This window comes from Agromyces sp. GL_144 (genome assembly GCF_057834305.1).
On the sequence record NZ_CM174399.1, the window covers coordinates 4,076,024 to 4,100,006 of the forward strand.

The window sequence follows — 23,983 nt, forward strand, 5'->3', positions numbered from 1 at the left end:
CCCCTCCGAAAGCTGCACCATGACGCTCGTCACCGATCTCACCTCCCGTCGCGCCGACACCACGGCGCAGCTCATCGACCCGCTGGTCGACCGCTGGAGCCCCCGCGCGTTCGACCCGAACGCCGTCGTCGACGCGGAGGCGCTGCGCACCGTGCTCGAGGCCGCCCGCTGGGCGCCGTCGGCGAACAACTCGCAGCCGTGGCGCTTCATCGTCGCCCGCCGCGGAACCGCCGCGTTCACGACCGCGCACGACGCGATGATGGGCTTCAACCAGGTCTGGGCCGACTCGGCCGCGGCGCTGGTCATCAACATCGCCGAGATCGCCGACGCCGAGGGCAAGCCGCGCCCGTGGGCGCGCTACGACCTCGGCCAGGCCGTCGCGCACCTCACCGTGCAGGCGCAGCACGAGGGCCTGCACACCCACCAGATGGGCGGGTTCGACGCCGCCAAGCTGCACGACGCGTTCAGCCTCGCCGACAACCTCGAGATCGTCTCGATCACCACGATCGGCGTGCTCGGCGACGTCGACGCGCTGCCCGACGTGCTCCGCGAGCGCGAGGTCGCTCCCCGCGAGCGCAAGTCGCTCGACGAGCTCGTCCTCGTCGGCGAGTAGTCTCCCTCGCCCCGGGGTCCGGCGCGGCCGGCCCCGAATGAACGCGAGCGGATGCCGCGGCCCCGGGTCGCGGCATCCGCTCGCGTCGTTTCGGGCCGTCGGCCGGCGCCGATAACATGGCCCGGACCCCGACGAGGAGATCCGATGACGAATGATGCTGCCCCCGTGACGCCCGCCGGCTGGTACCCAGACCCGAGCGGTGCGCCCGCGCAGCGCTGGTGGGACGGCGTGCAGTGGACGGCGCACGTCGCGCCGGCACAGCAGGTCGCGCCGGCACAGCCCGCCACGCCGCAGCCGTACGGCGAGCGCGCGGTCGCTGCGACGGTGCCCGAGGGCACGCCGACCTCGACCCCGTGGATCTGGCTCGTCGCACTGCTGCCGCTGCTCGGACTGATCTCACTGGCGACGTTCGACCCCGCGCGCTACGTCGTGGCCTCCGCCGACCTCTCCGACCCGCTCGCGCCCTACGCGATCTTCTTCGACCCCTGGTACCTCGGCACCGTCGCACTCTCGTTCGTGCTCTACGGCATCGTCGTCTGGTGCGCCGCGCTCGATCACGCGGCCCTCGGCCGCGCCGGCTACGCGTCGCGCTTCCACTGGGCGTGGGCGTTCCTGAGCTCGTTCGTCTACGTCATCGGCCGCTCGGTCGTCGTGCGCCGGCAGACGGGCCGCGGCCTGGCACCGATGTGGACCGCGATCGGCGTGAACGTGGCCGCCGTCATCATCGCGATCGTGTGGTCGGTCTGGGTCGTGCTCGCCTCGATCGCGGCGGTCACCGAGGTCGTCGGGTACTGAGTCGCATCGACGGTCGTCGACGGGCGGTCGCCGCCCTCGGGTCGCACCGGGGCTGGGCGTGGTGCGTCCGGCGTCTCCGTCGGCGCCGCATGTCGCCGACCGAATGGGAACTCCGGGCCCGAACGGACGCACCGGGCCCTGGCGCTACGGCCGCAGCATGACCTTGACGGCGCGGCGCTCGTCCATGGCGGCGTAGGCCTCGGCCGCCTCCGACAGCGGCAGGGTCAGGTCGAAGACCCGGCCGGGCTCGATCGCCCCCGAGAGCACATCGGGCAGCAGTTCCTCGATGTAGCCGCGCACGGGTGCGACGCCGCCGTTGACGCCGACGTTGCGGTTGAACAGCGGCCGCACGGGCAGCTCGGGCCCACCGTTCGGCACGCCGACGTATCCGACCATTCCGCCGGGGCGGGTCGAGCGGATCGCCTGGTCCATCGACTCCTTCGTGCCGACGCATTCGAGCACGCGGTCGGCGCCGATGCCGCCGGTCAGCTGCTTGACGGCGAGCACGCCCTCGTCGCCGCGCTCGGCGACGATGTGAGTGGCGCCGAAGGCACGGGCGAGGTCCTGCCGATCGCGATGCCGTGACATCGCGATGATCGTCGTCGCCCCGAGTCGCTTCGCGGCGATGACGGCGCAGAGCCCGACGGCGCCGTCGCCGACGACCACGACGGACTCGCCCGGCTGCACGCCCGCCGAGACGGCCGCATGATGCCCGGTGCCCATCACGTCGCTGAGCGTGAGCAGGCCGGGCACCATCTCGTCGGTGATCTCCTGGCGAACGGGCACGAGGGTGCCGTCGGCGAGCGGCACGCGCACGCGCTCGCCCTGGCCGCCGTCGGCGAAGCCGCCGAGCCGGTCGTCGCCGCCCCACCATCCGCCGTTCAGGCACGAGGTGCTGACCCCGTTCGCGCAGTTCACACAGGTGTTGTCGCACACGTAGAACGGCGCGATCACGAAGTCGCCGACCTCGATGAGCGTCACGTCGTCGCCGACGGCCTCGACCACGCCGACGAACTCGTGCCCGATGCGATGCGGCTCGTCGGTCGGCGTGATGCCGCGGTACGGCCAGAGGTCGGAGCCGCACACGCAGGCGGCGACCACGCGCACGATCGCGTCGCCTCCGGTCGACAGCACGGGGTCGGGCACGGTCTCGACGCGGATGTCATGGGCGGCGTGGATCACGGTTGCGAGCATGCGTTCGAGCCTACGCGCGCGCGCTCGTACCGTCACCCGACGAACAGCGCGCAGGCGAAGAGCGCGACCGCGAGGCCCTGCAGGATCGAGCGGATGACGATGATCGACTCCCAGCGGTCCTGCAGCTCGCGGGCGTCGGCCGGAACCTCGTCGGCCATCGCCGCGGCGATGAGCACCTGGTTGATCGGGTTCGCGATGCGGGCGAACAGCACGAGCCAGATGAGCAGCATCAACAGGCCGGCGGCGACGAGCGCACCCGAGAGCGGTTCGCCGATGATGAAGAGCACCGCGGCGGCAAGCGCCGAGGCGACGACCCCGGTGATCCCGATCGGTGCGAAGCGCGCGCCGCCGTAACGGTGGCTGCGACCGGTCAGCTGCACCAGGGCACGGTCATCGAGTTCGGCGAGCGCAGGCCGGGTCACGATGGCGGTCGAGGTGTCGGTGCCGAAGATGACGGCGGTGGCGAGGATGGCGATGACGATGAGCACGTCGGCGATGAGCATTTCGGCTCCTGCTTTCAAGATCGGATCAGTGGGTGGCGGTCAACATCTAGCAGTGCTAGCTAGCGTTGCTAGAAAATCTAGCAGTGCTATGGTGAGTTTGTGAAGCCCCCCTCGGATCGAGCGCAGAACATCTACCGCGAGCGCCGCGAACGCATTGTGCAGGCAGCCCGGTCGATCGCCGAGGCCGAGGGTTGGCCGGCGGTGACGGTGCGACGGCTCGCCACCGAGATCGGGTACAGCCAGCCCGTGCTCTACTCGCACTTCGCCGACGGGCGCGACGGCATCGTGGCGGCCGTCGTCGTCGACGGCTACCGCCGACTGGCCGACGCGCTCTCAGGCGACGGCGACGGCGACGGCGACAGTGACGGCGGCAACGGCAACGGCAACAACGGCGCCCGCGTCAAGGACGACGCCGGAGGCGACGACAGCACGGCCTCCGCATCCCCCGGCCCCGGCACGCCGGCCGCCCGCCGTGCCCTGATCGATCGCTACCTCGCCTTCGCCAGGGCGAACCCCGCGGTCTACGAGGCGATGTCCGCAATGTCGACGACGGTCTCGTTCGCGACCCCCGACGCCCCCGAGCCCCTGCGCGCCGGCTTCGCGCGCGTGCTGCACGCCGTCCAGACCGGCGACCCCGTCGCCGACGAGACCCGGGCGGAGCTGTTCTGGGCCGCGCTCAACGGGCTCACCCAGCTCTCGCTCGCCGACCGGCTGCGCCCCTCGGCCGAGCAGGAGCGCCGCGAGCTGCTCGTCGAGCTCTTCGCCTGAGCCGACACGACGACGAACCGGCGACGAACGGCGTGTCGAGGCATCCGCGAGCCGACTGACGGATCAGCCGCCGACCCGCCGAACCAGCGACGAACCGCCGCTGAGGCATCCGCCCCTCAGCGCCTGGCGACGACCGGCTGCGCCTTGCCGAGCGCGGGCACCATGATGCGGATCGCCCACCCGAACAGGATGAAGATCACGCCGACGCCCCCGGCGAACAGGGCGACGCCGAACGACACCACCGAGGTGAAGAGCGAGGCCCGCAGGAACGAGGCGTCCATGACGGTCGCCCGCACCGGGTCGTCCATGTCGAGTTCGGCATAGGTCTTGCCGTCGGCCATCTCGAGCGCGTGCGTGTTGATGACGCTCGCCTGCACGTAGGCGTCGATCGGCCCGTCGACCTGCTGGCCGGCGAGGATCGGCGCGTCGTCGGAGATCGTGATGTTCTCGGCGCGCAACTGCGCCGAGACGGCCATCCACGCGATGACGGCGACGATGATGAGCAGTGCCCCGCCGATGACGCCCGCGAGCCCGATCAACCGCAGCCCTCGATCCTGACCCCTGGTCAGCACGACCCCTTCGACCACCGGTTCCGACATGACGTCCCCCTCGCCCTCGTTGCTCCGAGCGTAGTGACGGCGGCCGCCGAGGGGAAGGATGCCGCGCGCCGAAGCGCTGAGGATGCCCGCTCATACGTGCGGCACGAACTCCTGCCACGCGAGCCGCTTCTCGCGACGAGGGTCGGCCTCGATCCGGTCGACCGCGTCGAAGACGAGGGTCTGACGCATCCGCTCGTCATACCCGGGCCAGCTCTCGAGCGGTGCTCCGGATGTCGCGAGCGCGACCCAGTGCGCCTGCATGCGACGCCCGGCCGAACGGAACATGCGCCGACCGCCGAGCATGGTGAGCGCCGTGCCGACGGGGGTGTCGAACTTCTCGAAGAGCGCGAAGAGCTCGAGCCCGTGCGTCGCGTCGAGGCCGAGCAGCCGTGCAGTGCGCGGGGCCGCGTCGAAGCGGTAGAACCAGGTCGGCGCATACCGCGAATGACGCTCGCCCGCCTTCACGCTCGGGTACCAGAACGTGAAGTCGCCGCCGAAGTCGGCCGCGGGCCGCCGCTCGGGCAGGCCGGGGTATTGCCGCTTGATCGCCTTGCGCGACCTCTTGCGCGTGTTCGCGAAGATCGCCCTGATACGCGGCTTCGTCGTCGGCAGGATGTCGATGCGCCCCTCGAACAGCGACCCCTCGCGGTCGTTCGTTCCGATGATGAGCGGCACCCGGTGCGCGGTGCCGTCGCGGAACGCGTCGAGCGGCCGCCATGGCAGGAAATCGCCGTCGATCACGGGCGCGAGGCTGATCGTGCCCGGATTCTCGTCGGGCGTGCGCACGGTCAGCTCGGTCGTCGCCCGCGCCATCAGGGCGGGGTCGGCAGCGCGGAGCATGGTCGCGGCATCCTCGAGGCTCTCGCTCTCGAGGTCGTCGTCATCGACCAGTCGGCTGAGGATCGACACGTACTCGCCCGCCCACTTCGCCGCGATCTCGGGCAGGTAGACGGCGTTCGCGGGCGAGCTCTGGGCGATCGCGCGCGAGAACAGGCCCTCGGCGCTCGGCACCGCCATGAGCGTCGTCACCGAGTTGGCGCCCGCCGACTCCCCGAACAGCGCGACCCGGTCGGGGTCGCCGCCGAAGGCCGCGATGTTGCGGCGTACCCATTCGAGGGCTGCGACCTGGTCGCGGAGCCCGACGTTCGCGTCGAACGGATGCCGCGGCCCGGCGTACGCCCGGAAATCCAGCCACCCGAGCGCGCCGAGCCGGTAGTTCAGGCCCACGTAGATCACGCCGTGCCGCCGCACGAGCAGCTCCCCCTGCCGCGGGTACTCGCGCGCGGATCCGACGCTGTAGGCGCCGCCGTGGATGAAGACCATGACGGGAAGACCGGTCGGCCCCGGGCGGGGCGAACCGGCGGGATGCGTCGTGCCCGCGGCATCCGCTCGATCGGGGGCGAGCACGTTGATGCTCAGGCAGTCCTCGCTGCGGGGCAGGTGGGATGCCGCGCCGATGAACTGGCCGCGGCGATTCTGCGGCGCGACGGGGCCGAAGCGCGACGCGTCGCGGATGCCGTCCCAGCCCGGGGCCGGCCTCGGCGCGAGGAACCGCAGCGGGCCGACGGGCGCCTCCGCGTACGGGATGCCACGCCACGCACGGATGCCGCGCTCGCGCACGCCGCGCACCGCGCCGGCATCGGTCTCGACGACGAGCGCGTCGGCGCGGACCCTTCCCCCGAGGAGCATGCGGGGAGCCTACCCGCCGTCGGTGAACGCCTGGGTGACGCGAACTGCGGATGTCGGAGGCATGCGGCAGGATGCTCGGGTGAACGGAATCCGTGGCTTCTGGCGCGCCCTGCCGACCGAGGGGCGATGGCTGCTGTCCACCGTCGCCATCCAGACCCTCGGGCGCGGGCTCACCCTGCCGTTCACGATCATCTACCTGCACGAGGTGCGCGGGTTCGACCTCGCGCTCTCGGGCACGCTCATGGGGCTCATCGCCGTCGTCGGGCTCATCGTCACGGGGCCGGGCGGCACCCTCATCGACCGCTACGGCGCGCGCCGGGTGCTGCTCGTCGGCCTCGCGGCGATGATCGCCGGCTGCGCGCTGCTCGCCTTCGCGACGCATCCGGCGGTCGCCGCGACCGGGCTCATCCTCATGGGCGTCAATTTCGGCGTCTCGTGGCCGGGGTTCAATGCGCTCGTCGCGAGCGTCGTCACCGGCGACCTGCGCCAGCAGTACTTCGGCGTCAACTTCGCGCTGCTGAACCTCGGCATCGGCGTGGGCGGCGTCATCGGCGGGTTCTACGTGAACGTCGCCGACCCCACGACGTTCACCGTGATCTTCCTCGTCGATGCGGCGAGCTGCCTCATCCCGATGGGGCTGCTCGTCGGGCCGCTTCGCCACGTGCGCACGCAGTCCGAGCAGCCGCACGACGCAGACGACACGACCGGCGGCAGCTACCGGCAGATCCTCCGACGGCCCGCCGTCATCTGGGTGACCCTGCTCACGTTCGTCGCGATGTTCGTCGGCTACGGCCAGATGGAGGCGGGCTTCCCCGCGTTCGCCCGGCAGGTCGCCGAGGTGTCGACCCGCACCGTCGGCTTCGCATTCGCCGTCAACACGCTCGTCATCGTGCTCTTCCAGTTCGCGGTGCTCCGCTGGATCAAGGGGCATCGCCGCACCCGCGTCATGTGCATCATGGCGCTCGTCTGGGTGGTCTCGTGGCTGCTGCTCGGCGCCTCCGGGTTGCTGCCCGACACCCTCGCCGCCGCGATCGGCGTCATCGCGTTCATGGGCGTCTTCGCGTTCGGCGAGACGCTGCTGCAGCCGACGGTGCCGGCCGTCTACAACGACCTCGCGTCCGACCACAACCGCGGCCGCTACAACGCCATCAACTCGGCCGCGTTCCAGGGCGGCGCGATCGCCGGTCCGGTCGCCGCCGGCGTACTGCTCGGCAACGGCCTCGGCGCCGTGTTCATCGGGCTCATGGTGCTCTGCTGCCTCGGCATCGGCGTCATGGCGCTGGCGCTCGAACGACGCATCCCCGCGAACGCCAACGGCGTCGAGCCGCAGCCCGCGCCGGCCGCCGGCTGACGGCCACGCCCGCGGCGCCGGGCGCTCGCGCGGTATCCCGCGCTGCACGCGGGCGTGGGGCTACAGCTTCGCTGCCTTCGCGAGCAGGCTCGCGCGCTCGCGGTCGTTGCCCGTGAGCCGGGCGGCGGCCTCGAGCTCGGCGCGCGCCTCGGCCGTGCGGCCGAGCCTGGCGAGCAGTTCCCCGCGCACCGCGGGCAGCGCGGGATACCGCGCGAGCGCTCCGCCGGCCACGAGCCGGTCGACGACGGCGAGCGCCGAGGCGGGGCCGGTGGCCATCGCGACAGCGACCGCCCGGTTCAGGTCGACGACGGGCGACGGCGCGAGCTGCCCGAGCGCCTCGTAGAGCACCACGATCTGCGCCCAGTCGGTGTCGTCGATCGTCGGCGCCACCGCGTGGCATTCGGCGATGGCGGCCTGCAGTCCGTAGGCCCCTCGCCCCCGTCCGACCCGGTCGGCGCGCGCGAGCGCCTCCCGTCCGCGGCCGATCTGCGCGCGGTCCCACCGCGTGCGGTCCTGCTCGTCGAGCGGGACCGCCGATCCGTCGGGTGCCGTTCGGGCCGGGAAGCGAGCCGCCGTGAACTCCATCAGCGCGACGAGCGACCATGCCTCGGGCTCGCGCGGCATGAGCCCGGCGACCATTCGCGCGAGCCGCAAGGCCTCGCTCGAGACATCCGGTCGCACCCAATCACTGCCAGAGGCCGGCAGGTGCCCCTCGTTGAAGACGAGGTAGAGCACCTGCAGCACCGAGGCGAGCCGAGCCGCGTACTCGTTCGGCTCGGGCACCTCGAACGGCACCTTCGCGGCCGCGAGCGTCTTCTTGGCGCGCACGATGCGCTGCTGGATCGTGGCCGTCGGCACGAGGAACGCCCGCGCGATCTCATCGGACCCGAGGCCGCCCACGATGCGCAGCGTGAGCGCGATCTGCGCCTCGCGCGTGAGCACGGGGTGGCACGACACGAAGATGAGACGCAGCACGTCGTCGTCGATCGTGTCGGGGTCCCAGAACACGTCGGATGCCGCGGCGCCCTCCTGCTCGAGATCGCGGGCCATCGCCGCATACCGCTCGTCGAGCCGCTCACGGCGTCGCCAGCCGTCGATGGCCCGGCGCTTGGCGACCGCCGTGAGCCAGGCGCCCGGATTGTTCGGGACGCCCTCATCGGGCCATTGGCGCAGCGCCTCGACGATCGCCTCCTGGGCGAGGTCTTCGGCCTGTCCGACGTCGCCGACGAACCGGGTCAGGGTCGCCACGATGCGCGCCGACTCGATGCGCCACACGGCGGCGACGGCGCGACGGGCACGATCGGCGTCGTCGATCATGGTCGGCCCTTCCGGAGGTCGTTCTCGGCCACGAACACGCCGCGCGGGCGGTCGGCATGACCGAACACGACCCCCGGAACGGGCCGGCCCGCGACGCCCGGAGCGGAGCGGCCCGCCGCATCCGGAACGGGCCGGCCCGCGACATCCGCCTCGGGCATGTCAGTCACCCGTGCCGGCCGCGGTGCCGGTCGAGCCGGTGCCGAGCTTGCCCTCCTCGCGCCAGCCGGCCTCCTTCTGGATCCACTCGTTGTCCTGCGGGAAGTCCTCGAGCTCGGTGACGCGGCGCACCTCGAGCTTCGAACCGGGGCCGAGAGGGCAGCGTTTGGCCCACTCCGCGGCCTCTTCGGGGCTCGAGGCCTGGATGATCCAGAAGCCGTTGAAGAGCTCCTTGGTCTCGCCGTAGGGGCCGTCGGTGACGACCGGGGGCGTCGTGTCGAAGTCGACGACGAAGCCCTCCTTCGCGTCGGTGAGACCCTCGCCGCCGAGCAGCACGCCCGCCTTGATGAGCGACTCGTTGTAGGCGCCCATCGCCGCGATGACCTCGGTGAAATCGAGCTCCTCGTAGGCCTCGACGGCGGCGTCGTTCGAGCGCATGATCAGCATGTACTTCACGGTGTTCTCCTTGTTCGGGAAGGGGCCGAAGTGCCCGCCTCACTCATGCGTCGAACGGGCGGGCGCCGGATCGACACGGGTCCGGATCTTCTTCAGAAGTGTTTCGCAGATCGGGTTGCGACCGCCACGAATGCAGACGACGACTGGGGCGCGAACGGCCGGCCCCGTCGGTCAGGCCCGCTCGGCGCGCCCCACCGACAGCCCCTCGCCCGAGGCGTCGAGCCCGACCACCACGGCGTCGCCGTCGCGGATGTCTCCGGCGAGCAGCGCCCGCGCCAGGCGGTCGTCGATCTCGCGCTGCATGAGCCGGCGCAGGGGCCGGGCGCCGTACAGCGGGTCGTAGCCGCGCTCGGCGAGCCAGGCCCGGGCGTCGGGGGTGACCCCGAGCTCGAGCCGGCGCTCGTGCAGGCGCGCCGACAGCCTGTCGACGTAGAGGTTCACGATCTCGGCGAGCTCGCTCTCGGACAGCGCCGAGAACACGACGAGGTCGTCGAGGCGGTTGACGAACTCGGGCTTGAACGACTGCCGCACGGTCTGCATGACCGCCTGCTCCTTCTCGTCCCACGAGAGGCTCGGGTCGATGAGGTACTGCGAGCCGAGGTTGGAGGTGAGGATCAGGATCGTGTTGCGGAAGTCGACCGTGCGCCCCTGGCCGTCGGTGAGCCGGCCGTCGTCGAGCACCTGCAGCAGCACGTCGAAGACCTCGGGGTGCGCCTTCTCGACCTCGTCGAACAGCACGACCGAGTAGGGCCGGCGACGCACGGCCTCGGTGAGCTGGCCGCCCTGGTCGTAGCCGACGTACCCCGGAGGGGCGCCGACGAGGCGCGAGACCGAGAACTTCTCGCCGTACTCCGACATGTCGATGCGCACCATGGCGCGCTCGTCGTCGAAGAGGAACTCGGCGAGCGCGCGGGCGAGCTCGGTCTTGCCGACACCGGTCGGGCCGAGGAAGAGGAACGAGCCGGTCGGCCGGTTCGGGTCGCTGATGCCGGCGCGCGAGCGGCGCACGGCGTCGGCCACGGCGCCGACGGCGCGCTTCTGGCCGATGAGCCGCTTGCCGAGCTCGGCCTCGAGGTGCAGCAGCTTCTCGGTCTCGCCCTGCAGCAGGCGCCCGACCGGGATGCCCGTCCATGCGGCGATGACGGCCGCGATGTCTTCGTCGGTGACCTGCTCGTTGACCATGCGGGGCTCGTCGGCGGCCGTGCCGGCGGCATCCGCTCGCTCCGCCTCGACGAGGTCGCGCTGCAGCCGCGCGATGGTCTCGTACTCGAGGCGGGACGCGGTGGCGTAGTCGGCCTCGCGCATGGCGCGGTCGCGGGCGGTGACCGCCTCGTCGAGCTGCTTCTTGAGGTCGCCGACGCGGTTCAGCGACATGCGCTCGCGCGACCAGCGCTCCTCGAGCGAGGCGAGCTCGCGCTCCTTGTCGACGAGCGTCTCGCGCAGCTTCGCGAGCCGCTCCTTCGACGCGTCGTCCTTCTCCTTCTTGAGGGCGAGCTCCTCGAGCTTCATGCGGTCGACCTCGCGCTTGAGCTGGTCGATCTCCATGGGACTGGAGTCGATCTCCATCTTGAGGCGCGACATGGCCTCGTCGACGAGGTCGATCGCCTTGTCGGGCAGCTGGCGAGACGAGATGTAGCGATTCGAGAGGGATGCCGCGGCGACGAGCGCGGCGTCGGTGATGGTCACCCCGTGGTGGGCCTCGTACCGGCCCTTGAGCCCACGGAGGATCGCGACGGTGTCTTCGACCGACGGCTCGCCGACGTACACCTGCTGGAAGCGGCGCTCGAGCGCGGCATCCTTCTCGATGTACTCGCGGTACTCGTCGAGCGTGGTGGCGCCGATGAGGCGCAGCTCGCCGCGCGCGAGCATGGGCTTCAGCATGTTGGATGCCGCGACCGAACCCTCGCCGCCGCCGGCGCCCATGAGCAGGTGCAGCTCGTCGACGAAGGTGATGATCTCGCCCTCGGCCTCGTTGATCTCCTTCAGCACGGCCTTGAGCCGCTCCTCGAACTGGCCGCGGTACATGGCGCCCGCGACGAGCGCGGAGATGTCGAGCGAGATGAGCTGCTTGTTCTTCAGCGACTCGGCGACGTCGCCCGCGACGATGCGCTGGGCGAGCCCCTCGACGACGGCGGTCTTGCCGACGCCGGGCTCGCCGATGAGCACGGGGTTGTTCTTGGTGCGGCGCGTGAGCACCTGGCTGACGCGGCGGATCTCGGCGTCGCGACCGATGACGGGGTCGAGCTTGCCCGCCTTCGCGATCTCGGTGAGGTTGACGCCGTACTGTTCGAGCGCCGACTTCTGCTCTTCCTGCGAGCTCGGCGCGCCCTGCATGTTGGCCACAGGCTCTCCCTTCGTCTGTAAGTTGAGTGTACTAGACTCAACTTTGCGAAGAGGTGCGGTATTCCGGATGCCTCGAGCCGGCGTTCGCTCCCCCGCTTCACGGTAGACGGATGCCGCGGGGCCCGCCAGACCCGCAGTCGGTCGAGTAGGCCGCCCGCGGCCGTATCGAGACCTCGACGGACCGCCTCGGAATGCGCCCCGGCGCCGCAACGTTGACCTTGACGTGCAACGATTCGGAACGCTCTCATTCGGCCACTACGGCCCCCTCGGCGGCGGACGCCAGCTCTCGGCCGCCGATTCGATGCTGCAGGCCATCGACCTCGCGCAGGGCATGGACGAGCTCGGCGTCAACGGCGCCTACTTCCGCGTGCACCACTTCGCCCGCCAGCAGGCCTCGCCCATGCCGCTGCTCGCGGCGATCGCGGCCCGCACCGAGCACATCGAGGTGGGCACCGGCGTCATCGACATGCGCTACGAGAACCCGCTGCACTTCGCCGAGGAGGCGGCCGCGGTCGACCTCATCTCGGGCGGGCGCCTCGCGCTCGGCGTCAGCCGGGGCTCACCCGAGTCGGTCGTGCGCGGCTACGAGACGTTCGGCTACACCGGCTCGCAGGATCCGAGAGGGGCGGATGTCGCGCGCGAGCACTTCGCCCGTTTCCTCAGCGCGATCGAGGGCGAGGGACTCGCCGAGCGCGACGCGACCTCGCCGTTCGGCGGCGGCAGCGGCCTGCAGCGCATCGAGCCGTATTCGCCCGGCCTGCGATCGCGCATCTGGTGGGGCGCCGGCAACCGCGACTCGGCCGAGTGGGCGGGCCGCACGGGCGTCAACCTCATGTCGTCGACGCTGCTCACCGAGGACCGCGGCATCCCGTTCGACGAGCTGCAGGCGCAGCAGATCGAGGCCTTCCGCGATGCGTGGCGCGAGGCGGGCCACCCCGGCGAGCCGCGCACCTCGGTCAGCCGGTCGATCTTCCCGATCACGACCGCCGAAGACGAGCTCTACTTCGGCGGTCGTCAAGACGGCGACGGCGTCGGCATGATCGACGGCATCCGCTCGACGTTCGGCAAGACCTACGCGGGCACGCCCGACAAGCTCGTCGAGCAGCTGCAGCGCGACGCCGCCATCCGCTCGGCCGACACCCTCATGCTCACGATCCCGAGCCAGCTCGGCGTCGAGTTCAACCTGCGCCTCGTCTCGGCTTTCGCCGAGCACGTCGCGCCGAGCCTCGGCTGGCAGAGCACGCGGGCCTGAGCAGCGGCGCTCGCGCTCAGACTCCTGCTCAGACTCCCGAGACCGTATAGCGGCGCTCGATCGAAGCGGTCGCCCGCCCCCATTCGCTCGACGAGACGCGCAGCTGATGCGCGCGAAACGCGGCGACGTCACGGAACACCTCTTCGACGACCCAAACCCGTGGGGTTTGCGACGGGACGACCGTGAAGCTCTCGCAGCCGGGCTCGGCTCGCGTCAGTTCGATATGGCGCGGCAGATGCGCTCGAACAAGCTCGGCCTGTGCCTCGTCGGCGCAGACGAGTTCTCCGCGCAGTTCGACGCGGGTCACGCCCAGCACCTTCACGAGCAGCCGCCGCAGTTCGGCGCGCTCATCGGCCTCGAGCGGCGCCAGCAGCTCGAGCTGCGCGGCGTCGACCGCGGCATCGAGGTCGGTCAGGAGCGTCTCGCCCGAAGCCGTGATCGTCACGGTGTTGCGGCGCCGGTCGGCGGGATCGGGCGTTCGGGCGATGGCACCGGATGCCTCGAGCTCGCCGAGCACCGCGTGCAGGTCGCTTCGATCGATGCCGAGGCGGCGGCCGAGCTCGGCCTGGCTCACCGAGCCCTCCTCGGCGAGCGCGTGCAGCACCGAGAAGTGGTGTCGGCGCACGCCGTGCGCGGCGAGCGCCTCGCCCACGGCCGCGGCGCCGAGGCCTGCCGCACGGCTCAGGAGCCAGCTCGGCAGCTCGGCGAGCCGACGCGGCGGGTTCGGTTGGGCGTGCATGGCGTCAGCCTAGATCAGCGTCGGTCGCCGGCGAGCAGACGCGTCGCGGGCGGCCGCAGGGCCGCCGTTCACGCGCCGACCCGTCACGCGGCGGCCGTGCGCCAGACCGGCTCGACCCGCAGCTCGGCGATGCGCCAGCCCGCCTCCGTGTCCCGCACGCCCAGCCGGTACACGGCGCCGAGCACCTGCACCGGGACGCCGTCGGCACGGGCGAAATGCGCCGTGAGGTTCGCGCGCACGCGCGCGGCACGAGCACCGGCGGTCGAGACATCCGCTTCGCAGAGCACGTTCGTCATCACGTGGTGCAGGCGCTCGTAGCCGACGTGATTGCGTGTCGCCTGGGCGATCACGGCGTCTCGGCCCTCTGCAGCGCCGCCGGGCGTGGTCGCGGTCGCGTCCTCGGTGAAGAGCTCGCGCAGCACCTCGAACCGGTGCTCGTCCAGGGCGGCGCCCAGTCGGGAGACGAGGTCGGTCAGGTCGGCGCGATCGGCGGCATCGATGGACATGGGCGGCTCCTTCATTTTCGTTGGTGTAGCCAACGTTGGTGTAACCAACAATATCGGGATCCGCTCGAACCGCAACCCCATCCGTCAACCCTCTCGGCAGATTCAATGCCTTCTCATACGTTCGTGCGTCAAGATCGGAGTCCGACCACGAGAACGCACGAGGGATCCGCATGCAGAAGCGCACGAAGATCATCACGGCCTCGATCGTCGGCGCCGTCCTGGTGCTCGGCGCCACTGCCGCCATCGCCGGCCCGATCATCTATCGCGACGTCATCGTCGGCGAAGCGGATGCCGCGCCCAGCGTCACCGCGACCCCCGCCCCGAGTGCGACGTCGGGTGGCGACGGCGGCTCGGCCGCGGCATCCGACCTCAGCGGCGAGTGGACGGTCGGCGACGGATCGTACGCGGGCTACCGCGTCGACGAGGTACTGAACGGCACCGACGTCACGGTCGTCGGCCGAAGCGACGAGGTCGCCGGCACGATGACCGTCGACGGACTGACCCTGGTCTCGGCCGAGATCACGGTCGACGTCGCCTCGATCGCGACCGACAACCCGAGCCGCGACTCGTACTTCCGCGACAACGCCATGCGCGTCGGCCAGAACCCGACCGCGACGTTCGTGCTCACCGACGCCGTCGTCAGCGGCGCGGCCCCCGCCGTCGGCGAGGTGCAGACCATCCAGGCGACCGGCGAGCTCACCCTCGCCGGCGAGACCCGCACCGTGACCGTCGAACTCGAGGCAGTGCTGAACGGCGACACGGGGCAGGTCGCCGGGAGCATCCCGATCACGTTCGCCGACTACGGCGTCGAGGCGCCCAGCCTCGGATTCGTCTCGGTCGAGCCCGAGGGATTCGTGGAGTTCTCGCTGCAGGTCGAGCCGGCGTAGCGCCGCACACAGGGTCGTCGAAGCCGACGGGCATGTCGCCGCAAGGCGGGCCTCGCGGCCGTCGGCGGGCGTAGCCTCGAAGCACGAGACGAAGGAGAACGCATGCCACTCGAAGGCGAATACGCACCGAGCACGGCGGCCTGGGCGCGCAAGCAGGCCGAGGCGTTCGAGGCGAGCGACGGGGCGAAGGCGAACACGCTGCACGGCAAGCCGGTCATCGTCCTCACGACTGTCGGCGCCAAGTCGGGCAAGCTCCGCAAGACCGCGCTCATGCGCGTCGAGCACGACGGAGAGTACGCCGTCGTCGCCTCGCTCGGCGGCGCCCCGAAGCATCCGGTCTGGTACTGGAACCTGCACGCGCACCCGAACGTCGAACTGCAGGACGGCGCCGAGAAGCACGACTACGTCGCCCGCGAGCTCGAGGGCGACGAGCGCGAGCTCTGGTGGGCGCGCGCCGTCGAGGCCTGGCCCGACTACGCGAAGTACCAGACGAAGACCGAGCGCGTGATCCCGGTGTTCCTGCTCACGCGCGTCGTGCTCTGATCCGACGGTTCGGTTCGGTTCGGGCGCTCAGGAGGCGTCGGTGAGTTCGCGGAGCGCCCGGACATGGGCCGCATAGGCGGCACGACCCGCAGTCGTGAGTGAGAGCCAGGTGCGAACGTAGCCGTCACGGGGGAGCTTGTAGGCCTCGAGGTATCCGGCGTCTCTCAACGTCGACGCGTGCTTGCTGAGCGAGGAGTCGCTGATCTCGAGCGCATCACGCACCACCGAGAACTCGGCCTCGGCGACCTGCGAGAGGAACGCGCAGATCGCCAGGCGCCGAAGCGGGTGGATGACGTCGTCCAATCGCGGATGAGGTGCTTGCATCGGTTCAGCCTTCGACGGATGTTCGCGGCACGTGTTCGAGGAGCCATCCGTTCGCCATCCTGATGAGCACGATGGCGACGCCGACCGCCCACGCGACCCAGGTCAGGTGCTGCTCGAAGACGAGGTACATGCCGAGGCCGAGCGCGGCGAGCAGGGCGGCGACGACGAGCAGGGAGACGATCGCCGCATCGCCGCGGAACTCGGAGACCCTGGTGCCCGTCAGCCGGAGGCGGCGTGCGTCGAGGATGCGATTGCCGATCACCGACACGATCAGGGCGACGCTGGAGAGCACGCCCGGCGCCAGTAGGAAGACGACGAACACGAGCCCGAGCAACGCGCCACTGGCCGGGTAATACCACCACGGCGCGCGCGAGCGATCGACGGCGACTCGTTGCGCCCGGGTGGCGACCTCGAGCGCTTCCTCGGCCGTCGGAGCATTTTCCATACTGGAAAGTAGACGCCTCTTCGGCGTGGATGTCAATGTCGACCCGGCCTCCGGGGCCTCGAGACGTCGCCGCGTCCGCACGCCACGACCCTTTGCGGCGCGACGACCATTCACCGCGCGCTCGCAGGCATCGTCTGCCGGCAAAAGGGCGTGGCGCATGCGTTCGGTCGGGCGCAAGGCGAGCAAGCGAGCGGATGCCGCGGGCAGGCCGGCGACGCGAACTCAGAGCCCGCGCATCGTGAACGCCCGCGCGAGCACCGAGCGCAGGGGCGGCACGTCGAGCACCCGCACGCCGGCGTTGCGCACGCGCAGGCGCAGCCCGGAGGCGGGGGCGCCGACGGCCATGTTGAACGCCGCCCGCTGCACGGCCCGCCGCGCCGCCGCACGGCGCACGCGGTCGTAGACCTCGAAGGCCTCGAGCGGCGCGCCGACCGCGAGCGCCGCGGCGAGGTCGTGGTCGAGACGCAGGGCGTCGAGCCATCCGAGGTTCATGCCCTGCCCGCCGATCGGGCTGATCTCGTGCGCGGCGTCGCCGACAAGCGCGATGCGGCCGACCGCCATGCGCTCGGCGAGGTGCTGCCGCGCCTCGAAGGCGCTCGGCTCGCCCGCCGACGCCACGTCGAACCGGCCGCCCTCGACCCGGGCGTGCACGATCGCCGCGAGCGTGTCGGCGCTGAGCCGCGCCGGCGGCCGCCGCACCCGAGCGACCCATCGCCGCAGGCCGCCCGGCATCGGGAAGGACTCGACGACGCCCGCCGGCTCGAAGTGCAGCAGCGCCGAGGTCGGCTCGCCGGTGTCGTCGCGGGTGTCGCACATCACGTAGTGGGCACGGCCCGGACGCGAGCGCCATCCGACCCCGAGAGCTTCGCGGATGCCGCTGCGGATGCCGTCCGCCGCGATCACGTACCTCGCCGTCACCGCGAACCCGCGCGCGCCGATCGAGTCGCCGATCGAGGCGCCGTCGGCATCGCCCGCCCCAGTCCGCGCACCGGCGGCGGTGCCGCCGACACCGCCGCCCCCGACGAGCACCCCCTCGACCCGCACATCCACGCCGAGATCGTCGACGGCGCGCACCTCGACCCCACGACGAACGGCGCCCGGCCGCAGCGCCTCGAGCCGGCGTTCGAGCATCGCCTCGGCCTCGAGTTGCGGCAGTGAGAGCACGACGCCGCCGCGCTCGAACGACATCTCGCCGAGCGTTCGCCCCTCGCAGGTCGCCCGGCCGTCGCGGATCGGGGCCGCGGCGGCGCGCACCTCGGCGTCGACGCCGGCGCGCGCCAGCGCACGCAACCCGGGCGGATGGATGCCGATCGCCCTCGACCGCCCGGTGCGCGACGCGCGCCGCTCGAGCACGACGACATCGATGCCGCGCTGGGCCAGCAGGCAGCCGAGCAGCAGGCCGACCGGCCCCGCGCCGACGACGACCACGTCGTGGCGCGGCTCGGCCGAGGCATCCGCCCGCCCCGCAGCATCCGCACGCCCCCCACCATCCGTCTCAGCCATGCGGGTCCCAGAGCACCTCGAGCCGAGACGGGAAGCCTCGACGCACGCGCCACCCCGCCGGGAGCAGGGCCGCGAGCTCGAGGGCTGTATGGCTGCGGCGGATCGACGTGAGCCCGTCGGCGCGGATGTACGACCCCGCGATCAGGGTGGTGGTGAACGGCAGCGTGCCGAGCGCGAACCCGGCGTAGCCCCACCGGCTGCGCTCGATGTCGCCGTGCACGGCGATGCCGCCGCCCGCCGCCAACCGCTCGGAGTCGGCGAGCAGCGCACCCAACTGCCCGCCGTCGAGGTGGTGCAGCACGTGGTTCGAGGTCACGACCGCGAATCGCTCGCCCGCGACGGCCAGCTCGCGGCTCGTCGTCCGGCGCAGCACGAGCCCCGGTTCCGGCGGCCGCCGCGAGGCCCAGTCGTACGAGCGCGGGTCGGGGTCGATCGCGGTGACCTCGAGGCGCAGCCCGTCGGCGCGGGCCCACTGCAGCAGTGCCCGCGGCACGTCGGCCCCGCCCGTGCCGACGTCGAGCACGCGACGGGTCTCGGTGCGCGAGAGCCGGGGCCGGATCCACCGCCGGTACACCGCCCGCTGGTTCGAGACCACGGCGTTCACGCGCCCGAACTGCTCGTAGGTGCGCGCGAGCATCACGGGGTCGCAGTCGGGCGCGTCCATGAGCTCGACCAGGGTGTCGTCACGACTCCGCAGCGAGGTCAGCACCCCGCCGGGCGGCGCCGGCCGCGACTGCGAAGGCGACGACGACATGGTCTCAGGCGCGAACCGTCATGAGCGCCGACTCGACCGTGAGGCCCGGCCCGAAGGCCATCGCCGCCACCCGCTCGCCGTCGGCGGCATCCGAATCGAGGATGTTGCGCAGCACGAAGAGCACCGTCGCGCTCGACATGTTGCCGAAGTCGCGCAGCGTCTCGCGCGCCGGCACGAGCTGCGCCTCGGTGAGCGCGAGCCGCGCCTCGACCTTGTCGAGGATGCTGCGACCGCCCGGATGGATCGCCCAGTGCTCGATCGCATCGCTCGAGCCGTCGGCGGCGAGGGCCGCGGCAAGCGCGTCGTCGTGCGCGAAGAGCGGCTCGAGGGCGCCCGTGATGTGCTCGTCGATGATCGCCGGCACGGCGTTGGAGAGCACCATCTCGAAGCCGTGGTCGCCGATCTTCCACGCCATGTCGCCCTCGCCGACGGGCGTGATGCGGGTCGCGAACCGGTCGAGCTCGAAGGCGCGCTCCCCGGGCTCCAGTGCACGTGCGGTGACGATGCCGGCCCCGGCGCCGTCGGAGAAGAGCGACGACGCGACGATCGTGTCGGGGTCGTTCGACGAGCGCAGGTGCAGCGTGCAGAGCTCGACGCTGACGACGAGCACCACGGCCGAGGCATCCGCCAGGCAGATCTGGCGCGCGATGCGCAGCGCGGGGATCGACGCGTAGCAGCCCATGAAGCCCAGGTGGTAGCGCTCGACCCCGGGGTTCAGGCCGAGGTCGCGCGCGATCATGAAATCGGGGCCGGGCGCGTAGAACCCGGTGCACGACACCGTGATGACATGCGTGACATCGGATGCCTCGATGCCGGGCGTCGCCGCGATCGCCGCGCCGCCCGCCTCGACGTAGAGCCGCGTCGCCTCGTGCGCGTAGATCTCGTTGCGCGCCTTCGTGCCGGGCAGCAGCAACTCGCCGCTCGCCTGGTCGAAGAAGACCGGCGTCTGCTCGCGCGGTTCGAGGGTCAGTTCCTCGAGCACGCTGTGGCGGCGCTCGATGCCCGACACGTTGAACGACGTCGAGACGATGCGCTGCGCCAACCGGTTGAGCCCCGGTTGCGAGGCGAACACGTCGCGCACCGCATCTTGCACGAGCACCGTGGACGGAACCACGGTCGAGACACCCCTCAGCGTGACGGCCATGCCTCACCCTAGACATGCGAGCGGATGCAGCGACAGGGGCTTGCGCGATCCCTTGGCGGACTCACATGCCCGCCGTCGCCCGACGGGAGTCGACGAAGACCGCGAACGCACGCAGCGCACCCGCGGCACGGGCGCCCCCGGACGCGACGAACGTCGGCGGCCCGAGAAGGGCCGCCGACGTTCGGGAGCGCTCGCTCAGCCGAGCAGCTTGGCCTTCGCGGCCGCGAACTCCTCGTCGCTCAGGATGCCCTGCTCCTTGAGCGTGCCGAGCTTCTGCAGCTCGGCGACGATGTCGACGCCTGCCGCGGGCGCTGCGGGAGCCGCCGGCGCGGGAGCAGCCTGCTGGGCGTAGGCCTGCTGCTGGTAGGCCTGCTGCTGCGCCGCCTGCTGCGCCGCCGCATCGATCTGGGCCTGCTGCTGTTGCTGCTGGTAGGCCTGGGCGTCGGCCTGCTGCTGCGCCTTCGCCTGCTGGTTGCGCTGCATGCCGCCGCTCACGGCCGTGGCCGTGCCGGCGACGACCGCGGTGCGCGCGGCCAGTCCGATGAGCCCCGGGCGGCCCATTCTGCGTCCCATCATGCTTCTGCTCCTTCTGCTTCGGCGAGGACCGCGTTGACGACCGGCGCGGGGATGCGCTCGACCTGCAGCACCTCGGCGCCCGACTCCGCGAACCGCGATGCGAGCTTCTTCGCCCACAGGAGTTCGATGGCGACGACCGCCGCCGCGCCGCCCACGGGGATCAGCTCGACCAGTTCTTCGATGTCTTCGTCACCGACGAGCCCGGACTCGAGCACCTCGATGTCGACCTCGACCTCGTCGCCGAAGTCCTCGAACTCGATGACCGTCACCTCGTCTTCGCTGCGCGTGACGAGCAGGAAGTCGAGAAGGCGGATCTCACCGCCCGCGACCAGGTCGGCGATCGCCTCGAGCGTGCGGCCGTCGGGCCGCGCCCCCTCGAACCCGATGACATACAGCTCGACCGGGCCGTACTCGAAGTCCGCCATTGGTTCCCCCTCCATGGATGTGTTCCTGCAGACTATCCCCGCGTTTCGGGCGGCGCCACAGGTGCGGGCAGGGAATCGCCCGAGAGCCGCCTGAGGGTCGCCATGCGTTCATCGGGCTCGAGGAACACGGCCCGCACGAGCAGGGTGAGCGGGATCGACAGGATGGCCCCGATCGGCCCGATCACGAGGGTCCAGAACACGACCGAGACGAACGAGAGCGTGAGGCTGAGCGACACCGCGTCGCTCACGAACTTCGGCTGCACGAGCACCTGCAGGGTCACGTTCACCACGCAGTAGGCGAGCACGACGACGAGCGCGAGCGGCCAGCCGCCGATGACGAGTGCGAGCACCGCCGGCGGGATGAGCCCGATCACGAAGCCGATGTTCGGGATGAAGTTCGTCACGAACGCGAGGATCGCCCACACGAGCGGGATCGGGATGCCGAGCCCCCAGAGGATGAGCCCGTCGAGCACCGCGACGATCAGGCCGAAGGTCGCGTTCACGACGTAGTAGCGGCGCACGCCCGAGAAGTAGCGGACGCCGATCTCGTCGCCCCACGCCGACCCGAAGACGGGGCGGGCATGCGCGAAGCGCGCGGCATCCGCGGCCATGAAGATGACGTAGGCGAGCACGAAGAAGAACGCGGTGGCGAGGCCGAGCACGAAGCTCGCGATGTCGCCCGCGATGGCCACCAGCTGCGCGGGGTCGAGCAGGCCTGCGACGCTCGCCGCGGCATCCGTCGTCGCACCGCTCGACTCGGCCCAGGCGATGAGGTTCGCCGCCGTCTGCGCGAGCTCGTCGGCGTAGTCGGGCACCATCGAGACGAACTGGGCGGATGCCACGACGAGGAGCACCGCGAGCACCGCGAGGATCGCCCAGGCCAACGCCACGACCACGGAGGTGGCCAGCCACTTCGGCCAACCGCGACGTTCGAGCGGGAAGCGCACCGGATGGGCGATGATGACGACGATCGCCGCCACCGCGATCGGGCCGAGTACGTCGCGCGCGAGCCAGACGCCCGCGAGCGCGATCACGGCTGCGGCGATCGCGATCAGGCGCCGGGTGCCGATCGGGAGGCCCCCGCGAGCGGCGACGGTGGTCGTGCGCTCGACGGCCGCCGCCGGTCGTTCGCCCTCGGATTCCCCCATGCGCGCCCCTTCCCACCCGTCACCCTAGCGAGCGCGCGGCGCGGATTCCCGCCGCCCCACCCCCCGCGATGGTGGACGAGTCGCGCGCGCGGGCGGTAGATTCGCTGGAAGGCGCTCGATTCTGGGGGGCGCGGAAAACTCGAGAACGGAAAATACACATGGACTTCTGGTCAGACTTCTGGAACATCATCTGGTGGTTCCTCTGGGCCTTCGTCTTCATCGCCTACCTGATGATGCTCTTCTCGATCATCGGAGACCTCTTCCGCGACCAGAAGCTGAACGGCTGGTGGAAGGCCGTCTGGATCATCTTCCTGATCTTCGTGCCCTTCCTCACCGCACTGGTCTACCTGATCGCCCGCGGCAACGGCATGGCCGAGCGCTCGCAGCGCGAGGCTCGCCAGATCCAGTCCGCGACCGACGACTACATCCGTCAGACGGCCGGCACCGCGCCGAGCGCCGCCGACGAGATCGCCAAGGCCAAGGGCCTGCTCGACTCGGGTGCCATCACCCAGCCCGAGTTCGACGCGCTCAAGGCCAACGCGCTGAAGACCGCGTAGTCACGCACGACACGACGAGAGGGCCGGATGCCACGCATCCGGCCCTCTCGTCGTGTCCGGGCGACTACTCCACCGGCGCCTCGACCGGCGACGCCGCTGTCGGCGCCGCCGCCGCATCGGCCGCCGCGTCGCCGGAGGCGCCCGCCGTGCGCAGGAACACGATGATCCAGCTGAAGATGAGGCACGCGGCCACGAGTTCGACCGCGGTGAGGTTGTAGTAGCCGGTCGCGAAGAAGACGCCGACCACGATGATCACGACGACGTAGACGTAGCCGAGCACGACGAACACGCGCGGCACGGTGCGGATGAACTTCGGCAGGCCGATGACGATCACCGCGAAGCACACGGCCATTCCGGTCGCCACGGTGTTGTGCACGGCGAAGAACTCGTCGACCGGGAAGATGCCGACGCAGGCCAGGAAGATGCCGATGAGGATCAGCCCGATGCGCACGATGTCGCGGCCGCGGCGGTCGGGCGGGGTCGACGCGGGCAGCGTCGCGGTCGCGTATCTCGCGACGATCGTGACGATCGCGCCCGCGATGATGAGCGTGAGGTTGAACGCCCTCGCCGAGACGTCGTCGGTCATGCCGAGCGCCGAGAGGTTCTCCTTCCACCAGTACGGGTCGCTCGCCGAGAGCATGCTCGCGAACGCGCCGACCACGAGGAACACCGCGAGCACGAGCGAGAGCAGCATGGGCGTCATCCGTGCCGCCGAGAGGAAGCTGATGTAGGCCGTGATCGCGAGCGCCACGCCGGCGAGCGCCGCGGCCGGCACCGAGAAGACGACGGCGTCCTTGAAGCTCAGCTCGAGCACCGTCGAGAGCCCCAGCCAGCCGAGCAGCGCGATGGCGCCGTGGGCGATCGAGAGCGACGCGACGTCGAACCAGTGCAGGCGTGCCCCCGGCACCGACAGCCCCTGGCCGATCTCCCGGCGCAGCGCGGGGTTCGGGGTGCGCACGGCCAGGTACCGGCCGAGCAGGAACGCGAGGATCGCCGCGACGGCCCCGCCGATCGCCGCGTACTCGCCGAGCGACCCGCGGCCGGAGATCGGGAGGTCCTCACCCCAGAACGCGATCAGGCCGATGACGGCGCCGACCACGAAGAACGCGCTTCCGATGAGCAGTGCGGCCGATTCGAGCGACGACACGTTCGCCGCTGGGCTGTGCACCACCTTCCGGATCGACGCCGATTCCTCCGGACCCGCCATGGTTCGCGTCACGTCAGTTCTCCCACCCCTCGGGCCGCGCGTTCGAGACGGCTGCGCGGCGATTCGGGATCAGCATGGCACCGCCGGGGGTGCCCGGTCCACAGGCGCGTCGGGCACGAGGCATCCGCTCGCCCTGCTCGCCCCGCGCCGCGCTCGCGACCGACCGCGATCGGGTCGAGTCGGTGAGGT

The 23,983-nt window shown here is 71.3% G+C and carries 27 protein-coding genes; 8 read left to right on the plus strand and 19 right to left on the minus strand.

Annotated features, from left to right (window positions below):
• The first annotated feature begins 19 nt into the window (after nucleotides 1–19).
• Nucleotides 20–613 (plus strand): nitroreductase family protein, encoded by a 594-nt coding sequence (locus tag AC3IPY_RS18760; protein ID WP_489185792.1) that lies wholly within the window; start codon nucleotides 20–22, stop codon nucleotides 611–613.
• A 144-nt stretch (nucleotides 614–757) separates the two neighbouring features.
• Nucleotides 758–1,408 carry a DUF2510 domain-containing protein gene (locus tag AC3IPY_RS18765; protein WP_489185793.1) on the plus strand — a complete coding sequence of 217 codons (651 nt, stop codon included), beginning with the start codon at nucleotides 758–760 and terminating at the stop codon, nucleotides 1,406–1,408.
• Between the two features lie 144 nt (nucleotides 1,409–1,552).
• On the opposite strand, the gene AC3IPY_RS18770 is transcribed toward AC3IPY_RS18765, so the two are convergent.
• Together AC3IPY_RS18770 and AC3IPY_RS18775 are read right to left on the minus strand one after the other, a co-directional pair.
• Complete coding sequence (locus tag AC3IPY_RS18770; RefSeq protein ID WP_489185794.1) at nucleotides 1,553–2,602, minus strand: zinc-dependent alcohol dehydrogenase family protein; 1,050 nt, start codon at nucleotides 2,600–2,602, stop codon at nucleotides 1,553–1,555.
• Between the two features lie 32 nt (nucleotides 2,603–2,634).
• Complete coding sequence (locus tag AC3IPY_RS18775; RefSeq protein WP_489185795.1) at nucleotides 2,635–3,105, minus strand: anthrone oxygenase family protein; 471 nt, start codon at nucleotides 3,103–3,105, stop codon at nucleotides 2,635–2,637.
• A 99-nt stretch (nucleotides 3,106–3,204) separates the two neighbouring features.
• Between AC3IPY_RS18775 and AC3IPY_RS18780 the strand changes: the two genes are divergently transcribed.
• Entirely contained in the window at nucleotides 3,205–3,873 is a 669-nt protein-coding gene (locus tag AC3IPY_RS18780) for a TetR/AcrR family transcriptional regulator (RefSeq protein ID WP_489185796.1), read from the plus strand.
• A gap of 116 nt (nucleotides 3,874–3,989) precedes the next feature.
• Here the strand turns inward: AC3IPY_RS18780 and AC3IPY_RS18785 are convergent, their stop codons facing one another.
• Together AC3IPY_RS18785 and AC3IPY_RS18790 are read right to left on the minus strand one after the other, a co-directional pair.
• A complete protein-coding gene (locus tag AC3IPY_RS18785) occupies nucleotides 3,990–4,472 on the minus strand; it encodes an aromatic ring-opening dioxygenase LigA (protein ID WP_489185797.1) in 483 nt (160 codons plus the stop codon).
• Nucleotides 4,473–4,562: 90 nt separating this feature from the next.
• The gene (locus AC3IPY_RS18790; RefSeq protein ID WP_489185798.1) at nucleotides 4,563–6,161 is read right to left on the minus strand and encodes a carboxylesterase/lipase family protein; all 1,599 of its coding nucleotides are present in this window, start codon (nucleotides 6,159–6,161) and stop codon (nucleotides 4,563–4,565) included.
• Nucleotides 6,162–6,240: 79 nt separating this feature from the next.
• On the opposite strand from AC3IPY_RS18790, the gene AC3IPY_RS18795 reads away from it, so the two are divergent.
• Nucleotides 6,241–7,512 carry an MFS transporter gene (locus tag AC3IPY_RS18795; RefSeq protein ID WP_489185799.1) on the plus strand — a complete coding sequence of 424 codons (1,272 nt, stop codon included), beginning with the start codon at nucleotides 6,241–6,243 and terminating at the stop codon, nucleotides 7,510–7,512.
• Between the two features lie 60 nt (nucleotides 7,513–7,572).
• Here AC3IPY_RS18795 and AC3IPY_RS18800 read toward each other — a convergent pair whose 3' ends face one another.
• The 4 genes from AC3IPY_RS18800 to AC3IPY_RS18815 form a co-directional block, all read right to left on the minus strand.
• On the minus strand, nucleotides 7,573–8,829 hold the full coding sequence (locus tag AC3IPY_RS18800; protein ID WP_489185800.1) for an RNA polymerase sigma factor: 1,257 nt from the start codon (nucleotides 8,827–8,829) through the stop codon (nucleotides 7,573–7,575).
• Nucleotides 8,826–8,987: a hypothetical protein gene (locus AC3IPY_RS18805; protein ID WP_489185801.1), complete on the minus strand. Its 162-nt coding sequence runs from the start codon at nucleotides 8,985–8,987 to the stop codon at nucleotides 8,826–8,828. The genes AC3IPY_RS18800 and AC3IPY_RS18805 overlap by 4 nt, the downstream gene beginning before the upstream one ends.
• A 1-nt stretch (nucleotide 8,988) precedes the next feature.
• Nucleotides 8,989–9,441: a YciI family protein gene (locus AC3IPY_RS18810; RefSeq protein ID WP_489185802.1), complete on the minus strand. Its 453-nt coding sequence runs from the start codon at nucleotides 9,439–9,441 to the stop codon at nucleotides 8,989–8,991.
• Between the two features lie 171 nt (nucleotides 9,442–9,612).
• Nucleotides 9,613–11,784 carry an ATP-dependent Clp protease ATP-binding subunit gene (locus AC3IPY_RS18815; protein WP_489185803.1) on the minus strand — a complete coding sequence of 724 codons (2,172 nt, stop codon included), beginning with the start codon at nucleotides 11,782–11,784 and terminating at the stop codon, nucleotides 9,613–9,615.
• A gap of 223 nt (nucleotides 11,785–12,007) precedes the next feature.
• Between AC3IPY_RS18815 and AC3IPY_RS18820 the strand changes: the two genes are divergently transcribed.
• A complete protein-coding gene (locus tag AC3IPY_RS18820) occupies nucleotides 12,008–13,036 on the plus strand; it encodes an LLM class flavin-dependent oxidoreductase (protein WP_489185804.1) in 1,029 nt (342 codons plus the stop codon).
• A gap of 28 nt (nucleotides 13,037–13,064) precedes the next feature.
• On the opposite strand, the gene AC3IPY_RS18825 is transcribed toward AC3IPY_RS18820, so the two are convergent.
• On the minus strand, nucleotides 13,065–13,775 hold the full coding sequence (locus tag AC3IPY_RS18825) for a MarR family transcriptional regulator (protein WP_489185805.1): 711 nt from the start codon (nucleotides 13,773–13,775) through the stop codon (nucleotides 13,065–13,067).
• Between the two features lie 83 nt (nucleotides 13,776–13,858).
• Nucleotides 13,859–14,281, minus strand: a complete 423-nt coding sequence (locus AC3IPY_RS18830) for a nuclear transport factor 2 family protein (protein WP_489185806.1) — start codon at nucleotides 14,279–14,281, stop codon at nucleotides 13,859–13,861.
• A gap of 170 nt (nucleotides 14,282–14,451) precedes the next feature.
• Here AC3IPY_RS18830 and AC3IPY_RS18835 point away from each other — a divergent pair, with 170 nt between their 5' ends.
• Both AC3IPY_RS18835 and AC3IPY_RS18840 read left to right on the plus strand, forming a co-directional pair.
• The gene (locus AC3IPY_RS18835) at nucleotides 14,452–15,168 is read left to right on the plus strand and encodes a YceI family protein (protein WP_489185807.1); all 717 of its coding nucleotides are present in this window, start codon (nucleotides 14,452–14,454) and stop codon (nucleotides 15,166–15,168) included.
• Between the two features lie 102 nt (nucleotides 15,169–15,270).
• A complete protein-coding gene (locus AC3IPY_RS18840; protein WP_489185808.1) occupies nucleotides 15,271–15,711 on the plus strand; it encodes a nitroreductase family deazaflavin-dependent oxidoreductase in 441 nt (146 codons plus the stop codon).
• A gap of 27 nt (nucleotides 15,712–15,738) precedes the next feature.
• Here AC3IPY_RS18840 and AC3IPY_RS18845 read toward each other — a convergent pair whose 3' ends face one another.
• The 8 genes from AC3IPY_RS18845 to AC3IPY_RS18880 form a co-directional block, all read right to left on the minus strand.
• On the minus strand, nucleotides 15,739–16,035 hold the full coding sequence (locus AC3IPY_RS18845) for a transcriptional regulator (protein WP_489185809.1): 297 nt from the start codon (nucleotides 16,033–16,035) through the stop codon (nucleotides 15,739–15,741).
• A 4-nt stretch (nucleotides 16,036–16,039) separates the two neighbouring features.
• Nucleotides 16,040–16,480, minus strand: coding sequence for a hypothetical protein (locus AC3IPY_RS18850; protein ID WP_489185810.1), 441 nt, complete (start codon nucleotides 16,478–16,480; stop codon nucleotides 16,040–16,042).
• Between the two features lie 222 nt (nucleotides 16,481–16,702).
• A complete protein-coding gene (locus AC3IPY_RS18855) occupies nucleotides 16,703–17,983 on the minus strand; it encodes an FAD-dependent oxidoreductase (RefSeq protein WP_489185811.1) in 1,281 nt (426 codons plus the stop codon).
• Nucleotides 17,976–18,737, minus strand: a complete 762-nt coding sequence (locus AC3IPY_RS18860) for a methyltransferase domain-containing protein (protein WP_489185812.1) — start codon at nucleotides 18,735–18,737, stop codon at nucleotides 17,976–17,978. Before AC3IPY_RS18860 ends, AC3IPY_RS18855 begins: the two co-directional genes overlap by 8 nt.
• Nucleotides 18,738–18,741: 4 nt before the next feature.
• Entirely contained in the window at nucleotides 18,742–19,881 is a 1,140-nt protein-coding gene (locus AC3IPY_RS18865; RefSeq protein ID WP_489185813.1) for a type III polyketide synthase, read from the minus strand.
• Between the two features lie 195 nt (nucleotides 19,882–20,076).
• Nucleotides 20,077–20,457 carry an SHOCT domain-containing protein gene (locus tag AC3IPY_RS18870; RefSeq protein WP_489185814.1) on the minus strand — a complete coding sequence of 127 codons (381 nt, stop codon included), beginning with the start codon at nucleotides 20,455–20,457 and terminating at the stop codon, nucleotides 20,077–20,079.
• Nucleotides 20,454–20,897 carry a DUF6325 family protein gene (locus tag AC3IPY_RS18875; RefSeq protein ID WP_489185815.1) on the minus strand — a complete coding sequence of 148 codons (444 nt, stop codon included), beginning with the start codon at nucleotides 20,895–20,897 and terminating at the stop codon, nucleotides 20,454–20,456. The genes AC3IPY_RS18870 and AC3IPY_RS18875 overlap by 4 nt, the downstream gene beginning before the upstream one ends.
• A gap of 17 nt (nucleotides 20,898–20,914) precedes the next feature.
• Nucleotides 20,915–22,030, minus strand: coding sequence for an AI-2E family transporter (locus AC3IPY_RS18880; protein ID WP_489185816.1), 1,116 nt, complete (start codon nucleotides 22,028–22,030; stop codon nucleotides 20,915–20,917).
• Between the two features lie 158 nt (nucleotides 22,031–22,188).
• Here AC3IPY_RS18880 and AC3IPY_RS18885 point away from each other — a divergent pair, with 158 nt between their 5' ends.
• Nucleotides 22,189–22,587 (plus strand): SHOCT domain-containing protein, encoded by a 399-nt coding sequence (locus AC3IPY_RS18885; RefSeq protein WP_489185817.1) that lies wholly within the window; start codon nucleotides 22,189–22,191, stop codon nucleotides 22,585–22,587.
• A gap of 64 nt (nucleotides 22,588–22,651) precedes the next feature.
• On the opposite strand, the gene AC3IPY_RS18890 is transcribed toward AC3IPY_RS18885, so the two are convergent.
• Nucleotides 22,652–23,806 (minus strand): DUF998 domain-containing protein, encoded by a 1,155-nt coding sequence (locus tag AC3IPY_RS18890; RefSeq protein WP_489185818.1) that lies wholly within the window; start codon nucleotides 23,804–23,806, stop codon nucleotides 22,652–22,654.
• Nucleotides 23,807–23,983 lie beyond the last annotated feature (177 nt).

Excerpts from the sequence above, each read along its gene's own strand:
- AC3IPY_RS18760 (WP_489185792.1), top strand. The coding sequence starts at position 20 with ATGACGCTCGTCACCGATCTCACCTCCCGTCGCGCCGACACCACGGCG.
- AC3IPY_RS18765 (WP_489185793.1), top strand. The coding sequence starts at position 758 with ATGACGAATGATGCTGCCCCCGTGACGCCCGCCGGCTGGTACCCAGAC.
- AC3IPY_RS18770 (WP_489185794.1), bottom strand. The coding sequence starts at position 2,602 with ATGCTCGCAACCGTGATCCACGCCGCCCATGACATCCGCGTCGAGACC.
- AC3IPY_RS18775 (WP_489185795.1), bottom strand. The coding sequence starts at position 3,105 with ATGCTCATCGCCGACGTGCTCATCGTCATCGCCATCCTCGCCACCGCC.
- AC3IPY_RS18785 (WP_489185797.1), bottom strand. The coding sequence starts at position 4,472 with ATGTCGGAACCGGTGGTCGAAGGGGTCGTGCTGACCAGGGGTCAGGAT.
- AC3IPY_RS18790 (WP_489185798.1), bottom strand. The coding sequence starts at position 6,161 with ATGCTCCTCGGGGGAAGGGTCCGCGCCGACGCGCTCGTCGTCGAGACC.
- AC3IPY_RS18800 (WP_489185800.1), bottom strand. The coding sequence starts at position 8,829 with ATGATCGACGACGCCGATCGTGCCCGTCGCGCCGTCGCCGCCGTGTGG.
- AC3IPY_RS18805 (WP_489185801.1), bottom strand. The coding sequence starts at position 8,987 with ATGCCCGAGGCGGATGTCGCGGGCCGGCCCGTTCCGGATGCGGCGGGC.
- AC3IPY_RS18825 (WP_489185805.1), bottom strand. The coding sequence starts at position 13,775 with ATGCACGCCCAACCGAACCCGCCGCGTCGGCTCGCCGAGCTGCCGAGC.
- AC3IPY_RS18830 (WP_489185806.1), bottom strand. The coding sequence starts at position 14,281 with ATGTCCATCGATGCCGCCGATCGCGCCGACCTGACCGACCTCGTCTCC.
- AC3IPY_RS18835 (WP_489185807.1), top strand. The coding sequence starts at position 14,452 with ATGCAGAAGCGCACGAAGATCATCACGGCCTCGATCGTCGGCGCCGTC.
- AC3IPY_RS18840 (WP_489185808.1), top strand. The coding sequence starts at position 15,271 with ATGCCACTCGAAGGCGAATACGCACCGAGCACGGCGGCCTGGGCGCGC.
- AC3IPY_RS18845 (WP_489185809.1), bottom strand. The coding sequence starts at position 16,035 with ATGCAAGCACCTCATCCGCGATTGGACGACGTCATCCACCCGCTTCGG.
- AC3IPY_RS18850 (WP_489185810.1), bottom strand. The coding sequence starts at position 16,480 with ATGGAAAATGCTCCGACGGCCGAGGAAGCGCTCGAGGTCGCCACCCGG.
- AC3IPY_RS18855 (WP_489185811.1), bottom strand. The coding sequence starts at position 17,983 with ATGGCTGAGACGGATGGTGGGGGGCGTGCGGATGCTGCGGGGCGGGCG.
- AC3IPY_RS18860 (WP_489185812.1), bottom strand. The coding sequence starts at position 18,737 with ATGTCGTCGTCGCCTTCGCAGTCGCGGCCGGCGCCGCCCGGCGGGGTG.
- AC3IPY_RS18865 (WP_489185813.1), bottom strand. The coding sequence starts at position 19,881 with ATGGCCGTCACGCTGAGGGGTGTCTCGACCGTGGTTCCGTCCACGGTG.
- AC3IPY_RS18870 (WP_489185814.1), bottom strand. The coding sequence starts at position 20,457 with ATGATGGGACGCAGAATGGGCCGCCCGGGGCTCATCGGACTGGCCGCG.
- AC3IPY_RS18875 (WP_489185815.1), bottom strand. The coding sequence starts at position 20,897 with ATGGAGGGGGAACCAATGGCGGACTTCGAGTACGGCCCGGTCGAGCTG.
- AC3IPY_RS18880 (WP_489185816.1), bottom strand. The coding sequence starts at position 22,030 with ATGGGGGAATCCGAGGGCGAACGACCGGCGGCGGCCGTCGAGCGCACG.
- AC3IPY_RS18885 (WP_489185817.1), top strand. The coding sequence starts at position 22,189 with ATGGACTTCTGGTCAGACTTCTGGAACATCATCTGGTGGTTCCTCTGG.